Here is a 14,832-nt window from a genome sequence, read left to right as displayed (position 1 = left end):
CGGGAAGCCACGTGGACGGGAAAAACACAACGTCGACAAGGCTCGCGGCGCCAGCTACCTTCACCACTCCCCGACCAGGGAGTGACCACGCATGCCCCGTCTCGCGCTGTACACCTTCGGCGTCCTGAAGGCACCGCTCGCCGACCCCGCACCCCTCACCCACGAGTTCTACGACCTCGGCGGCGCCGTCTACCGGAAGATCAGCCGGCACCCCGGATACCTCGCGCACGCCGAAGCGGCCGCCGGTGACCGGGGCTCGCTCTTCGAGGCGGACTGGGGTGCGTGGGGCGAGTTCGCGGTACCGGCCTGGTACGCCAAGGGCCGCACGGCGCAGACCACCGCGCTGGCCGCGACCCTCTCGCTGTGGACCGGCCCGCGCCCCGCCTTCGACGCCATCTACACCGGCCTGCACCGCGAGGCGCTGAGCCGGCGTCACGACTGGTTCGAGCGGACCGGCCACCCGAACTACGTGTTCTGGTGGGTCCCCGACGCCATGACACCCACCTGGCAGGACGGGGTGTCCAGACTGGAACACCTCCGCGATCACGCCGCCGCGCCGCACGCCTTCACCTTCCACCACCCGTTCACCCTGGAGGGAACTCCGGGCGACCGGGTCCGCTGAGGCCGACCCACCGCGCGGCGGCCTCCGGGCCGGTGACGACCGGCACCCCGTCCGGTACCGGTGGTCTGCGTACGACCACCACCGGCAGCCCCGCCTCCCGGGCGGCCGTCAGCTTCGGCGCGGTGGCCGCTCCCCCGCTGTCCTTGGTGACCAGGACGTCGACGCGGTGGCGGCGCAGCAGTTCCCGCTCCCCGTCGAGGGTGAACGGCCCCCGGTCGAGCAGCACTTCCCTGCGCGCCGGGCACGGCCCCTCGGGCGGCTCGACGGACCGCACGAGGAACCACAGCTCCTCCAGGTTCGCGAACGCGGCCAGCCCCATCCGCCCGGTGGTCAGAAACACCCGTCGCCCGAGGGCGGGCAGCAGCGCGGCCGCCTGGGCGAGGGACCCGGCCTCGCGCCAGTCGTCCCCCGCGACCGCCGCCCACCCGGGCCGCCGCAGTACGAGCAGCGGTACGCCGGTCAGGGCGGCCGCGTGGGCGGCGTTCCGGCTGATGGTGTCGGCGAAGGGGTGGGTGGCGTCGACGACCGCGGCCACGGCGTGCGCGCGCAGCCAGCCGGCCAGCCCCTCGGCGCCGCCGAACCCGCCGATCCGCAGCGCACCGGGCGGCGTCCGGGGCGCGGCGACCCGTCCGGCGAGGGAGGTGGTCACCCGGGTGTCCGGCCGGGCCGTGAGCAACTCGGCGAGCCGGCGGGCTTCGGCGGTCCCGCCGAGGACGAGGACATGCACGTCAGCCCTGACCCGGGGTCTTCCGTACGGCCCACTGCGTGACCGGCATGGCCTGCCGCCACCCGGTGAAGCCGCCCACGGGAACGGCGTGCGCCACGGCGAGCCGGACCAGGTCGCCTCCGTAGCGTCGGTGGGCGGCGGCGAGCACCGCCTCCGACTCCATCGTCACGGTGTTGGCGACCAGCCGCCCGCCGGCCGGGAGTGCCTCCCAGCAGACGTCGAGCAGACCGGGCGCGGTGAGCCCGCCGCCGACGAACACCGCCAGCGGAGCCGGGAGTTGGGCCAGTACCTCCGGCGCGTCGCCGGTGACGACCTGGAGCCCCGGCACCCCCAGCCGCTCGGCGTTGCGGACGATCCGTGCGGCCCGCGCGGGGTCCCGTTCGACGCTGACCGCACGGCAGGACGGATGCACCCGCATCCACTCGACGGCGATGGCCCCGGAGCCGCCGCCGATGTCCCACAGCAGTTCGCCGGGGGCGGGGGCGAGGACGCCGAGGGTGGCGGCGCGGACGTGCCGCTTGGTGAGCTGCCCGTCGTGCTCGTAGGCGTCGTCCGGGAGTCCGGGCACGGCGCCGAGGTGGGGAGTGGCGGGAGCGCGGCGGCACTCGACGGCGACGAGGTTGAGGGGGTCGCCGGGCGGTCGCGTCCAGTCGTCGGCGGTGGCCGCGGCACTGGTGTGCTCCTCGGGGGCGCCGAGGCGCTCCAGGACCCGCATCCGGCTCGGCCCGAAGCCGCGGTCGCGCAGCAGGGCGGCGACGGTGGCGGGGGTGGCGGCGTCGGCACTGAGCACGAGGAGCCGCCGGCCGTGATGCAGCGCGGCGGCCAGCCGGGGGGCGGGACGGCCGACGAGGGTGACCACCTCGATGTCCTCCAACGGCCAGCCGAGCCGGGCGGCGGCGTAGGAGACGGAGGAGGGGTGCGGCAGGACGTGCACGGTGCCGGGCCCCAGTACTTCGGTGAGGGCGCGCCCGATGCCGTAGAACATCGGATCGCCGCTGGCCAGGACGGCGATCCGGCGGCCGGCGTGCGCGGCGAGCAGCCCGGGGACGGCGGGGCGCAGCGGGGACGGCCAGGCGACCCGCTCCCCTTCGCAGTCGGGGGGGAGCAGGTCGAGCTGACGGGGGCCGCCGAGGACGACGTGTGCGTCGCGCAGGACAGCCCGGGAGGCGTCCGGGATGCCGCTCCAGCCGTCGGCCCCGATACCGACGACGGTCACGGGCGGGGAGGGGACGCGGTTCACGGCTCGGTTCCTTGAGTCTGGCGGTGCGGGGCGAGGACCTCGCACTTTACGGGGCGGTGAACGGGCACGGCACACTCGGCCCACACCGTCTTGCCGGGTCCGAGACGGTCGTCCACTCCCCAGGCGGCGGCGAGCGCACCGACCAGCAGCAGCCCCCGGCCGCCGTCCCCGTCCGGGGCGCGGGTGCCGGGCACGGGCAGGGTGGGTGTCGGTCACCTCGACCCGGACGACGTCGCGGTACGGGTCGTAGGACAGCGCGAGGGTGAAGTCCCGTCCGGGGACCCGGCCGTGCAGCGCCGCGTTCGCGGTGAGTTCCGCGACGACGAGGACGACGGTGTCGTGCGCCTCGGTGCCGTGCGGGTGTCCCCACCCGGCGAGCTGCTGCGCGGCCAGCAGCCGGGCGAGACGGGCACCGCGCCGGGTGGCGGAAAAGCGTTGGTTCATGCGGGACAAGGTGCCGGTGCGGGCGGCCTGGTCGGCAGGTCCGGCGCCGATACAGATCGCACTGTATGGGTTGACTCGCTGGACCGGGTCGGTCGCTGTACGTGCCGATGAGCCTTCGGCACAGTGGAAGGCGGCGGCGATGACGACGGACAACGGCTGCGAGCCGGAACTGTCGGACAGTCTGAAGACGTTCGGCGCGGTACTCAAGGCTTTGCGGGAAGAGGCCGGCCTGACGCAGGAACAGTTCGCGCCGCGGGTACGGTATTCGGCCCCGTACATCGCCAAGATCGAGCAGGGGAAGCGGTTTCCGCCGGGGGCCCTGCTGGAGCGGTCGGAGGAAGCGCTGGGCACCGCCGCCGCGAAGGTACTGAAGGCGGCGGCACGGAGCCTGACCCGGAAGGCGGGGCTGGCCTCCTGGTTCCGGCAGTGGGCGGGGATCGGTGCGACACGAAGTCGCGCATTTCGAGTGAACTCGCAGATTGGAGGCCGGTTATAGACCGGTTGCGTAGTTCCTGATCAGTGTTCGAGATCAGTCCCCGCCCTGGCGTGCGTTCACAGGTCCTGCTTGTGAGGGTGCGAAGCCCAGGGAAGAAGCCCAAGGGCCCCCGCTCCGTCTGGGGGAACAACCGGGCGAGGGGAAGGCCGGACGGGCGAAGTGCGCCGTGAGGCGCCCTGTTGTATCTCCGGCTCAGCCGGAATGAACTCGGAAGAACGTTCATGGATCTAATGGCTAACCTGAGATCGAAAGGTTAAGGGGACCGCAGCATGCCAGGAAAGCAGCGACCGCGCGAAGGCGTCAAGGCGGGGTGCTGCGAGATCCGTGCGATACGGCAAAAGCTAAACTGCTTGAAGCCTAATTCCCGATCGGTGAATGTCCGCGCCCACCGGAATGACGTCTGTAACCGGTGCCGCCTCGTGCGTCAGTATTGTTCGCCTGCTGATGCAACTTCCGTGGGGCGGGTGATGCCCAGTGAGGGCAGTCAAGGGGATGAGTGGGTTGCCTAAGTCGCGCTCGGACGTGCAACAGGGACGTACCGCGGGATCGCCTAAGGGGCGCGAGCCCTATGGTGACGGAGCGCCAATAGTAGTCGCAGGAGTAACGACCTGCCAGGGGGTCCGGGAAAGCCGGACACAGGGCAAAGTGGCGCAGGTGACTGGACTGACCAGATACGTGAGGTCTGCGTAATGCAGAACGCCGAAGCGGTTCTGGAAGTTATTCGTGAACGCGGCAGGCGTGGCCTGCCGCTGGAACGACTGTATCGACAACTGTTCAACCCGCAGCTCTACCTGGCTGCCTACGGGAAGCTGTACTCCAATGCGGGTGCAATGACCCCTGGTGTCACCGGAGAGACCGCAGACGGCATGTCCTTAGAGAAAATAGGCGTGATCATCGAGTCCGTTCGAAACGAGCGGTACCGGTGGAGTCCGGCCCGGCGTATCTATATCCCCAAGCGCAACGGGAAACGTCGGCCTCTAGGATTACCCGTATGGTCGGATAAGTTGCTGGCTGAAGTCGTGCGCATGTTACTCAATGCGTACTACGACGTTCAGTTCTCGGACCACTCTCATGGGTTCCGCCCCCTTCGAGGCTGCCACACCGCGTTAAACGAAATCGTGGACACGTGGACGGGGTCGAGCTGGTTCATCGAGGGAGATATCACTCAATGCTTTGATCGCCTTGACCACAAGGTGATGATCGAGACGTTGGGTGAAAAGATCCATGATGGCCGGTTCCTGCGATTGATAAGCAACATGTTGACGGTCGGGTATTTGGAGGACTGGAAATGGAACGCAACGCTCAGCGGTTCACCGCAGGGCGGGGTGGCCAGTCCGATCCTGTCTAACATCTACCTTGACCGGTTGGACAAGTTTGTCGAAAACGTGCTGCTGCCGGAGTACAACCGGGGGAAGCTTCGGAAGACCAACCTCGAATACAAGAGGATCGAAAACGCAATCAGACGGGCGCGGAAACGCGGGGATCGACGGTCGGCACGTGAGTTGTCACAGGCCCGACGAACCCTCCCGAGTCAGGACCCACGGGACCCGACATACCGAAGGCTGCGTTACGTAAGGTACGCCGACGATATTCTCCTCGGATTCAGCGGGCCGAAGGCCGAGGCTGTGGAGATCAAGCAGCGGATCGGGGAGTTCCTGCGTGACGAACTCAAACTGGAACTCTCCGCAGAGAAGACGCTGATCACCCACGCTCGCACAGAGAAGGCCCGCTTCCTCGGTTATGACATAGTGGCCCAGCATGCCAATGACCGGCTCACTCGAAGTCGGAGATCCGTCAATGGCGTGATCGGACTGCGTGTTCCCGAGGAAGCGATCACGCGCAGGTGTTCCTTGTATATGCGCTGCGGCGAACCAGCGAGTCGGCCCGAAATGCTGCAAGATCAGGACTTCACGATCATCAGCAAATATCAGGCCGAATATCGAGGTGTAGTTCAGTACTATCTCCTGGCTGCGAACGTCTACCGTCTCGGCAGGCTGCGCTGGGTCATGGAGACCTCACTGCTGAAGACATTGGCGGGAAAGCACCAGGCCACTGTTTCCGCGACGGCTCGTAAATACAAGGCCGTCTTGGAGACCCCCGAGGGGCCACGGGTGTGCTTCCGTGTCGTCATCGAACGCGGTGAGGACAAGAAACCGCTGATCGCGTGGTTCGGCGGAATCCCGCTGAAACGGCAGAAAGAAGCGAAGCCCATAGACAGGGCTCCGATCCTGGCAACCACCGGCAATGAGTTGATTCATAGGCTCCTCGCCGGAAGCTGCGAGCTGTGCGGCTCACCCAAGAGATTGGAGGTGCACCACATCAGCAAGCTCGCGGACCTGAACAAGCCAGGCCGCACCGAGAAGCCCGCATGGGTGCGCATGATGGCCATGCGTCGGCGCAAGACCCTCGTCATCTGCCGACCCTGCCACGAGAATACCCACGCCGGGCGACTCGCCGTCGTTCCCTTGAAATAGTCACTGGAGAGCGGTATGCGCTGAAAGGCGCACGTACCGTTCGGGAAGGGGCCGTCGGAAAAGGACCTCCTTGGAGGCACCTCGTCGGCGGCCTACTTCACCGCAAGTGAACCCCCGATGATGCCTCGTTAGCCCAAACCTTGGGAGACGGGACGAGGACCAGGGTGCAGGGCCTAGCCGCTGGAGGAGGCGGCGAGCGGCGACCGGGGACGATCCACCGGTCGTGGGAACACCGCTGGCCCCGGGGTGTAGGGGCGCCCACCCCGGCCGTATCTCGTGTGCGCGGAACGTGGAAACCCCGTCGGGGTCCGGGCCTTTGGGCTCGGTAGGCCGATCGTAAGAGGGGCGGAACTCCTCGGCGGGACAGGAAGCCCAAGAAGCAGACGCCGGCAGCCGAAAGGCGGCGGGACTCGGGACACATGGTCGCCCCTCCAGGCGGCAGTCACGGGGAACCGGCCGGATGCCGGTCCTCGCGGCCGGTCCCGAAAGGGAGCTGACGTGGGCTGGTGAGCCTTTGAAAACCGAGGCCGGAAGCCTCCCGAACCGAGGGACAAGTTGGACACCACGGTGAACGGACCGAAGGACGTTGCCAATTGGGACGACGTCGCATGGCGTCACCACGAGGACAACGTAGCGAGGCTGCGGCAGAGGATCTTCAAGGCGACGCAGGAACAGGACTGGGCCACGGCCCGGTCCTTGCAGAAACTGATGCTGAGGTCATGGTCGAACACGCTGATCAGTGTGCGGCAGGTGACCCAGCGCAACGCGGGTCGTCGAACGGCCGGGATCGACGGGGAGATTGCCCTGTCGCCCGAGAGCAGGATGGAGGTAGCGATGCGCGTGCACCATACGCGCTCGTCCTGGAACCCGCTGCCGGTCCGACGAGTGTACATTCCGAAAGCCAATGGAAAACAGCGACCACTCGGTATCCCCGTGATTATGGACCGGTGCCATCAAGCCCGTGTCCGTAACGCGCTGGAACCCGAATGGGAAGCGCGCTTTGAGCCGAGGTCTTACGGATTTCGGCCCGGCCGCAGTTGCGCGGACGCCATCGGTGCTCTGTACTCCACGCTGAAGGGCTCCCGGGCCAAGAGGCTGTGGATTCTGGACGCCGACTTGTCCGCCGCGTTCGACAGGATCGGCCACGAACCACTGCTCGAAGCGATCCGGTCCTTCCCTGCCAGGGAATTGATCCGGGGATGGCTGAAAGCGGGCGTGGTCGAGAATGGCCTGCTCACGCCTACCGAAGAGGGATCCCCTCAAGGCGGCGTGATCAGTCCGCTCCTGATGAACATCGCACTCCACGGGCTGGAGGAAGCCGCCGGAGTCCGCTACCGGACCATTGGACGTAGTTCCTGGGAAACGGCGCGTGGGGCTCCGGTACTGGTGCGATACGCCGACGATATGGTCGCCTGCTGTCACTCCCGGCAACAGGCGGAACAGGTCCAGGCGCAGCTTGCGGCGTGGCTGGCTCCCAGGGGTCTGACCTTCAATGAGGAGAAGACGCGCATTGTGCATCTCTCCGAAGGCTTCGACTTCCTGGGGTTCACGCTCCGCCGGTTTAAAGACTCCAAGCTGATCATCACGCCTAGCAATAAGGCGGTCATGCGGTTACGGAAGAGGCTCACGGACGAGATGCGAAACCTTCGCGGATCGAACGTGGTGGCGGTCACCGCCAAGCTCAACCCGATTATCCGGGGATGGGCGGCCTACTACCGTTGGGTGGTGTCCAGTCGGATCTTTTCGACACTGGATAACCATGTGTGGCGGCTCACCTACAAGTGGGCCAGACACTCCCACCCCAACAAGCCGAAGAAGTGGATCGTGCGCCGCTACTACGGCAAGTTCAACAGGTTCAGGAACGACTACTGGGTGTTCGGCGATCGCAGCTGTACTAGCGAAAGCGGCGGCACCTTCCATGTGGTCAAGTTCTCCTGGACGAATATCGTCCGGCACCAGCTGGTCACCGGCGGAGCGTCACCTGACGATCCCGACCTGAAAGACTACTGGGCCAAAAGACGGAGGAAGGTCAAGCCCCCGCTGGACAACTACAACCTGAACCTGCTTGTCAAGCAGGAAGGCCGTTGTCCGCTCTGCGGGGACTACATCCTCACCGTCAATCAGCCCCCACAATCCCCGCACGAATGGGAGCGGTGGTGGCTGAACACCGTCCGTAGAGCGGTGGCCGCCAGCTACCTCACTCACCACGGGCGACATGGCGCGCCGGACGGACCGCGCACACGCCTGGTACACGCCTCCTGCCAACGTGGCCTCCGAGCCAGAATGCGCAAGAGGACCGCGGAATCTGCATCACTGCGAACGCCCTCGGGGCTTGCTTGAGCCGTGGTGCGGGGAAACTCGCTCGCCCGGTTCTGAGGGGGCGGGGACGCAGCACGTTCCGGCGCCCGCTCTGTTCCAGCAAGTGATCGAGCAGGTGACGTGTGATCTCCGGCCCGCCCATGTGCCGCTCAAGCAGCGCCTGTGCCGCTCGAGCCGTGCCGCCACCTGTCGTTCGATCTGCTCGTCGGAGAGTGGCGGAAGCCGTCGCTCGAAGATGGCGCGGATGTACGGCTCGGGTTGGAGAAGCCGAACTCCAGGTGATGCCGCTGCGTCAGTACGACCACGCGGGCATCGATGGGCTGATGTACTTGGCAGAGACGACCAAGCACGAGTGGGTGGGCTACTCCGAGGGCCAGCAGTCCAGCATCCTGATCACGTCTCCGAAAGAAGTCAGCGTCATGCTCCAGCGCTATGGCAAGCTGCGTTCACCGGCCCTTGGCCGCGAGGCCACCATGATCCTGCTGAAGCAGATGCGAGGAGCACTATGAGCGCCATCGAGCCGACCTGGGTCAAAAGCAGTTACAGCGGTGGCGGCGGAGGCAACTGCGTAGAGGTCGCTGTATGCCCCGAGCCCGTCCCTCATGCCTGGTTCAAGAGCAGCTACAGCGGCAGCTCCGGTGACAACTGTGTCGAGGTCGCCATCGAACGACGTACCGTCCTCGTCCGCGACTCGAAAGACACGGCCAGGCACCCCCTGACCGTGTCCCCCGACGCCTGGACGGCGTTCACCGCCCCTCTCAACCTGCGGAGCACCCCGTCCCGTTGAGGGCGAAGCCCGTAGGTGCCGCGTTCGTGGCCAGCTTGGTTCCCGTGAAGCCCACCGTGACCGAGCCGCCCGTCGAGATCGACGCCGTGTACGACGCCGCGGCGACCGACACCGACGCACCGCTCTGGGTCGGCGTACCGCCCCACATGTTGGTGATGGTCTGGCCCGCCGGGAAGGTGAAGCCCAGCGTCCAGCCGCTCACCGCCGCCGTGCCGGTGTTGCGGACGGTGATCTCGCCCTGGAAGCCACCGGGCCACTCGCCCACGACGCGGTAGCCGACCGAACAGGCGGCACCCGGCGTGCCGGTGTCCTCGTCGGTGGTGACGGTGACCGTGGCCGAGCGGGCGGACCGGTTGCCGGCCGCGTCCTTGGCGTAGACGGCGAAGGTGTACGCCGTGTCGGCGGTCAGGGACGGGACGGTGACCGTGGTGGTCGTCGAGGACGCGGCCACCGTCTCCGCCGCACCGTTGACGCGGACCACCTCGTAGCCGGTGACGGCCGTGTTGTCGGTGGCGGCGGGCCAGGTGAGGGTGACCGAGGTCGCGGAGACGGCGGACGCGACAGGGGCGCCGGGGGACGTCGGCGCCTGGGTGTCCGGCGCGGACCCGCCGAAGACCGTGGCCTCCTCGGCGGTGGCGGCGATGCCGTTCACGCCGTGGAAGATGCGCTCGCCCCAGGACGTCATCTGCGCCGGGTCGAAGTTGAGCACCAGGTCGAGGATCGGGTCGGTGTTGCCGCTCCAGGACCAGGCGAGGTAGCCGAGGTCGAGCTGCTCGGCGGCGGCCATCATGGTGTCCTCGTCGGGGTCGCCGTACGCGTCGGCGGGGCCACCGAACTCGCCGATGACGATGGGCAGTCCGGCGGTGACGAAGGCGCCCAGATAGTCGGTGATCTCGGTGGCCGTGTCGAAGACGCTGTACATGTGGATCGAGAAGAGCAGGTTGCCGGTGGGGTCGGCGTCGTACACGGTCTGCGCGTTGGTCCGCATGACCTGCTGCCAGTCCTGGCCCCAGTTGGGCGCGTCGATCATGATGGTGTGCTCGAAGCCGGCCGCGCGCAGCTTCTGGATCGCGGCGGTGGTGGGGGCGGTCCAGCCGGCCGGATCGGTGTTGCCCCACGGCTCGTTGCCGATGTTGACGACGACGTAGTCCTCCTGGCCGGCCAGGACGTCCTTGAGGCTGATCCAGTAGTCGGCGGCGTGATCGAGCGTGCCGGCGGCGGTGTCCTCGCCGTAGCCGGTGGTGTCGTGCACTTCGAGCACGCAGATCAGGCGGTTGGCCTTGCAGCTCGCGATGACGGCGGCCACGTCCTCGGGGGTGTTTCGGGACCAGCGGTAGCCGTCGGAGAGGACGACGCGGACGGTGTTGGCGCCGAGGGCCTTGATGTCGGCGAGGGACTGGGTCTCGCCCGGATACCAGGTGTGGGCGTGGTTGACGCCGCGCATCACGAAGTCGTTGCCGTTGGCTTCGAGGAGACGGCCGTTGGCGATGTGCAGGCCGGTCGCGGCGGCGGTGGGGGGTTCGGCGGCGGCGTGGGCGGCGGGCGGGGAGAGGGCGAGGAGGCCCAGGAGGGTGATCAGGGCCGCCCATAAGGCGGTGCCGGTACGGGGCATGCTTCTTGTTGTTCTCACTGCGACTCCTGGAGTGAGGCAAGAAAGCCGGGGGAAGGGGAAAATGTGGGAGCGCTCCCATGAAGCCAGGACGTCAGGAACACGTCAAGACTCGCGGCATCCCGAAATTCCGCCGGTCCCGCCGCACCGGCCCTGCCCACTGTTCACTCTCCGGCCGTCACACCGTGAGCTTGACCGCCTCGATCCACGACTCGTTGTCATGCGTACCGGCGTAGGTCAAGTCCAGTGCGTCCCCGGGCTTGTCGCAGGCCAGGGCCAGCCAGCCGGCGGCGTCGTGGGTGTAGCCGGACTGGCAGACGGTGTCCTTGCCGGCGTCGACGTTGATGGTGAAGCCCAGCATCTTCGGGGCGTCCGCGTCGGTGCTGCCGACGTAGTTGTCGGCGCCGTCGGCGGCGTTGGACCAGGGGTCGGGCCAGTAGCCCTCGCCGTTGGTCGACGCGGAGTCGTGGACGTAGGCGGCGCCGGAGGTGCCGTTGGTGCCGGAGACGGCGATGTTGGCGGCCATGAGCGCGGTGCCCGAGCCCGGGGTGCCCGCGATCTGTCCGTCGCACACCGGGTCGGTCCAGCCCTCCTCCGGCGTGTAGACGCGGTAGCAGATGTGCTGCTTGTCCGGCTCGTCCGCGGCCCGTTGCTGGACGGCGGTCGCGGCGGTGTCCTCCGGGGCCTTGGTCTCCTTCTGCTCCGAGGAACCGGAGTCGCCGCCGCCCGCGCCGGCCCCGGCGCCGGCCGCGTCCGCCGACTCGGTCTCGGTCGGGACCTCGGGCACCACCGCCTCGGCGGACGGGGCCTTCAGCGCCTCGGGGGACGCCGAGGCGGAGGGGGCCAGCGTGCTGAGGCCGGCCTCCTGGGTCAGCTCGGTGGCGGCGGTGCGGGTCTGCGGCTTGTAGGCGATCCACAGCATCACCAGCGCGATGGCCAGCGCGAGGAAGACACTGAGAAAGGCGGCCAGCCAGCGCGGCAGGAAGCTCCGCTGCACGTAGGTGCCCGGCACGTCCAGCGACGGCACGCCGGACCGCTGCACCGCCAGGGTGTAGGGCCGGTCCTCCTTCGAGCCGAACCAGGCGATCTGCTTCGGCTTCAGCGTGGTCTTCACGAACGCCGCGCGGCCCGGCTCGATCCGCACATTGCCCGGGTGGATGTCGTACGACAGGTGGTCGCCGTGGTCGCTGCCGCTCAGCGACGCCGTCAGCGGCGTGTTGCCCAGGTTGTCGACCGCCAGCCGCGGCTTGCCCCGGAACCGGCCCTTCACGGTCGGCGGCACCAGTTCCGCCCGCACCTCCGTGAACGGCGTGATGGTGAGGTTCCCCTCCGGGACCGTCGTCGCCTCCGGGTGCTCGGTCGGCGTGATCCGCACCGCGTACGGGTTCGGGCCGGCGGTCGCGTCCGGCGTGCGCGGCGGGGCGAACGTCAGCTCCACCGTCCCCGTCGTCCCCGGGTACAGCCGCAGCGACGGCGGCTCCACGACGGTCCACGGCGCGAGGGGGCCCACCGACTCGAAGCGGTACTCGTCCACCACGTCACCGGTGTTGCGTACCCGCAGCCGCACTGAGGTACTGCCACCCGGGTCCACGGTGGCGGAGGCGGGCTCGAGGGAAGTCCAGAGGCTCACTTTCTGGACGTTAAACGCGGCTGTGGTGCCGAGTCAGGAAGCCGTGGGGCACAGCGGCTGCCCGAAGAGGCGGGACCGGCTGCCCCGTGCGGTCCGGGGCGGGGCGTTGTCGGGCATCTCACCACCCTCGCCAACGTGCTGGGCCTGCCCGCGCTCAGCGCCTACGCGGCCGGCAAGGCGGCCGTCCGGTCGATGACCCGCGGCCTGGCCCGGGAGCTGCTGCCGCGCGGGATCCGGGTCAACGCGGTCAGCCCCGGGCCGATCGACTCGGGGATCCTGCTGAAGACCATGCCGGCCCAGGCCGCCGAGCAGATGAAGGCGCAGATGGCCGCCGAGAATCCGATGGGGCGGGTGGGGACGCCCGAGGAGTTCGCCAGGGCGGCGGTGTTCCTGGCCTTCGAGGCGACCTTCACCACCGGTGCCGAACTCGCCGTGGACGGCGGCGGTTCGCAGATGTAAGTCCCCTGTCCTTCCTGTGAAGATTCGCCGCACGCACGCGGGGCGCGGCACCGAAGAGGCGGTTTCCGGCCATCGGTTGGCCATCGGATGGCCGGAACACCTCTTAACATTCCCGCGTGACCGACGCGTTGCCGCCCTTTCTGGGCACAGAGGGGTACCCCTTCGCAAGGTGACGCGCGGTGATAGCCTTCCCGCGTTCACGACCTTGATCCACTCGGCTTGGTGCTGATCCGAGGTCGGCCTGCGCATCGCGCGACAGCGGTGATGCAGCTCCCTGCGGATGTCACGCGGATCCCCCGAGGCCTGTCCGCGGATGCCTGCATGCCACGCGCCGGGAAGGTTTCTATGAATCGAGACGTGCTCATATGGTGCCTGGCTGCGGTCGCGGCGATAGCCGTCGTCGCAGCCGCGATCCTGATCGTCCGCAGCAGAGCCCTGCAAGCGAGAAAGCGGCGGCTGGAAGCCGAACTGGCGGACTCCAAGCGACAGCTGGGTGATCTCCAGGGCAGCCTCGCCCGCAGCGAGACCGAGCTGCGCCAGGTGCTCCACCAGCAGGACGCCGCCATCCGCGAGGCCGAGCGGACGGCCGAGGAGAACACCAAGGTGGTGCTGAAGGGCGCCGCCCGCCTGCTCCAGAGCCTCACCGCCGAGGCCACCATGATCCTGGAGGGCATCCAGCAGAAGTACGGCGGCCACCCGGTCCTCGCCGACCTGCTGGACGTCCACCACGCCAACGCCCAGATGGCCCGCAAGTCGCAGGGCATCGCGGTCATGTGCGGCGCGCCGCTGGGCCGCCGTACCCAGCCGGCCAGTGTCTACGACGTCGTGCGCAGCGCCCAGGGCCAGATCCGCAACTACTCGCGGGTCACGGTCATGCAGCACAACGGGATGGCGCTGAAGGCGTCCGCCGTCGCGCCGGTCGCCCTCGCGGTGGCCGAACTGCTCGACAACGCCGCCAGTTTCTCCCAGACGGACGCGCCGATCGAGGTGACCTTCCAGCAGGTCCAGAAGAACCTGTGCATCATCATCGACGACGCCGGCGTCAGCATGAGCGACGAGGAGCGCCAGAAGGCGACCGCCCTGCTGTCCGGTGACACTCCCCCTCAGCTGTCCCAGCTCGGGACCCAGCCCAAGTTCGGCTTCCCCGTGGTCGGTCTGATCGCCCGCCACTACGGATTCAAGGTGGATGTCACCGGCGTCTCCCGCTACGGCGGTGTCCGGGCCGTCGTCCTGCTGCCCGAGGAGCTGTGGACCATGGAGGACATCACCCCGCCGCCCACCGAGGAAGCCCCGGTCCGCAGAATCCGGCGGGTCGAGGACACCGAGGAGCCGGCCTCCCGCACCGCGCACGGGCTGCCCAAGCGGGGCGCGCGGCAGGCGCCCGTCGAGAGTGTCCAGGGCAACGAGGGCAACGGGCCGATCACCCCCATCCGGGCGCCCCGCCGCGGTCTGGGCGGGCTCCAGCGCGGCACGCTTCGCGGCCGGGACCTCGCAGCACCGACGCCCGAAGGGTCTGAAGAGGCGTGAACCAAGACATGTCGTGGATGGTCCGGGACATCGTGGACAACGTGCCGGGAGCGCGGCACGCCGTGGTGCTGTCCGCCGACGGACTGCCCCGCGGTGCCACCGAGGACCTGGCCGAGAAGGACGTGCGGACCATCTCCGCCGCCATGTCCGGCATGCAGGCGCTGTCCAAGGCCACCGCCCACTTCGCCGGGCCGGCCGCCGAACGGCGGTGGAACCAGACCGTCGTCGAGTTCACCGAGGGCTGGGCGTTCCTGATCGGCGCCGGGCAGGGCGCGTATCTGGCCGCCGCCGCCGAGCCCGACGTCGACCTCCAGCAGATCTCCTTCCGCATGCACCGGCTGGTGGCCCGGCTCGGTGAGAACCTCACGGCGCCGCCGCGGGTGAGCGGCGAGGGTGCCGCCGAGCGGGCCCAGGACGCCGCGGGGCTGTCGGCGGGCACCACCCCGCCGGGCTTCGTGATCCCGGAACTGGACCAGGTGATCGCCGAGGTGGCGGGGG

General features: G+C 68.5%; 14 protein-coding genes and 1 pseudogene. 9 read left to right on the top strand and 6 right to left on the bottom strand.

Annotated features, from left to right (window positions below; genetic code table 11):
* Positions 1-91: 91 nt before the first annotated feature.
* The gene (locus ACTT8P_RS29135; protein ID WP_442834748.1) at positions 92-622 is read left to right on the top strand and encodes a DUF3291 domain-containing protein; all 531 of its coding nucleotides are present in this window, start codon (positions 92-94) and stop codon (positions 620-622) included.
* Here ACTT8P_RS29135 and ACTT8P_RS29130 read toward each other — a convergent pair.
* From ACTT8P_RS29130 to ACTT8P_RS29120, 3 genes are read right to left on the bottom strand one after another with little or no spacing between them, the layout of a single operon-like run.
* Positions 585-1,349 carry a cobalt-precorrin-6A reductase gene (locus ACTT8P_RS29130; RefSeq protein WP_442834747.1) on the bottom strand — a complete coding sequence of 255 codons (765 nt, stop codon included), beginning with the start codon at positions 1,347-1,349 and terminating at the stop codon, positions 585-587. The two genes, ACTT8P_RS29135 and ACTT8P_RS29130, sit on opposite strands and share 38 nt — an antisense overlap.
* A gap of 1 nt (position 1,350) precedes the next feature.
* Complete coding sequence (gene cbiE, locus ACTT8P_RS29125; protein WP_442834767.1) at positions 1,351-2,565, bottom strand: precorrin-6y C5,15-methyltransferase (decarboxylating) subunit CbiE; 1,215 nt, start codon at positions 2,563-2,565, stop codon at positions 1,351-1,353.
* Positions 2,566-2,585: 20 nt separating this feature from the next.
* Positions 2,586-2,783, bottom strand: coding sequence for a hypothetical protein (locus ACTT8P_RS29120; RefSeq protein ID WP_442834746.1), 198 nt, complete (start codon positions 2,781-2,783; stop codon positions 2,586-2,588).
* A 389-nt stretch (positions 2,784-3,172) separates the two neighbouring features.
* Between ACTT8P_RS29120 and ACTT8P_RS29115 the strand changes: the two are divergent.
* From ACTT8P_RS29115 to ltrA, 3 genes and pseudogenes are all read left to right on the top strand, one after another.
* Positions 3,173-3,472 (top strand): annotated as a pseudogene (locus ACTT8P_RS29115) (helix-turn-helix domain-containing protein); the annotation flags it as partial.
* Between the two features lie 746 nt (positions 3,473-4,218).
* Positions 4,219-6,003, top strand: coding sequence for a reverse transcriptase domain-containing protein (locus ACTT8P_RS29110; protein WP_442834745.1), 1,785 nt, complete (start codon positions 4,219-4,221; stop codon positions 6,001-6,003).
* Positions 6,004-6,558: 555 nt separating this feature from the next.
* Complete coding sequence (gene ltrA, locus ACTT8P_RS29105; RefSeq protein WP_442834744.1) at positions 6,559-8,343, top strand: group II intron reverse transcriptase/maturase; 1,785 nt, start codon at positions 6,559-6,561, stop codon at positions 8,341-8,343.
* Here the strand turns inward: ltrA and ACTT8P_RS29100 are convergent.
* Positions 8,314-8,559, bottom strand: coding sequence for a hypothetical protein (locus ACTT8P_RS29100; protein WP_442834766.1), 246 nt, complete (start codon positions 8,557-8,559; stop codon positions 8,314-8,316). The genes ltrA and ACTT8P_RS29100 overlap by 30 nt on opposite strands.
* A 44-nt stretch (positions 8,560-8,603) precedes the next feature.
* Between ACTT8P_RS29100 and ACTT8P_RS29095 the strand changes: the two genes are divergently transcribed.
* Positions 8,604-8,831 carry a Scr1 family TA system antitoxin-like transcriptional regulator gene (locus tag ACTT8P_RS29095; protein WP_442834743.1) on the top strand — a complete coding sequence of 76 codons (228 nt, stop codon included), beginning with the start codon at positions 8,604-8,606 and terminating at the stop codon, positions 8,829-8,831.
* A complete protein-coding gene (locus ACTT8P_RS29090; RefSeq protein ID WP_442834742.1) occupies positions 8,828-9,109 on the top strand; it encodes a DUF397 domain-containing protein in 282 nt (93 codons plus the stop codon). The genes ACTT8P_RS29095 and ACTT8P_RS29090 overlap by 4 nt, the downstream gene beginning before the upstream one ends.
* On the opposite strand, the gene ACTT8P_RS29085 is transcribed toward ACTT8P_RS29090, so the two are convergent.
* A complete protein-coding gene (locus tag ACTT8P_RS29085) occupies positions 9,081-10,721 on the bottom strand; it encodes a cellulase family glycosylhydrolase (RefSeq protein ID WP_442834741.1) in 1,641 nt (546 codons plus the stop codon). The two genes, ACTT8P_RS29090 and ACTT8P_RS29085, sit on opposite strands and share 29 nt — an antisense overlap.
* Before the next feature lie 175 nt (positions 10,722-10,896).
* Positions 10,897-12,348, bottom strand: a complete 1,452-nt coding sequence (locus tag ACTT8P_RS29080) for a hydrolase (RefSeq protein ID WP_442834740.1) — start codon at positions 12,346-12,348, stop codon at positions 10,897-10,899.
* Positions 12,349-12,405: 57 nt separating this feature from the next.
* On the opposite strand from ACTT8P_RS29080, the gene ACTT8P_RS29075 reads away from it, so the two are divergent.
* From ACTT8P_RS29075 to ACTT8P_RS29065, 3 genes are all read left to right on the top strand, one after another.
* Positions 12,406-12,807 carry an SDR family NAD(P)-dependent oxidoreductase gene (locus ACTT8P_RS29075; protein WP_442834765.1) on the top strand — a complete coding sequence of 134 codons (402 nt, stop codon included), beginning with the start codon at positions 12,406-12,408 and terminating at the stop codon, positions 12,805-12,807.
* Positions 12,808-13,170: 363 nt separating this feature from the next.
* Positions 13,171-14,334 (top strand): ATP-binding protein, encoded by a 1,164-nt coding sequence (locus tag ACTT8P_RS29070; protein ID WP_442834764.1) that lies wholly within the window; start codon positions 13,171-13,173, stop codon positions 14,332-14,334.
* A 17-nt stretch (positions 14,335-14,351) separates the two neighbouring features.
* Positions 14,352-14,832, top strand: a 481-nt coding sequence (locus tag ACTT8P_RS29065; RefSeq protein WP_442834763.1) for a roadblock/LC7 domain-containing protein, incomplete at its 3' end; no start/stop codon positions are given.

Origin of the sequence: Streptomyces sp. JW3 (genome assembly GCF_052216785.1) — a bacterium.
Lineage (GTDB): Bacteria > Actinomycetota > Actinomycetes > Streptomycetales > Streptomycetaceae > Streptomyces.
This window is presented reverse-complemented; position numbering and strand designations above follow the sequence as displayed.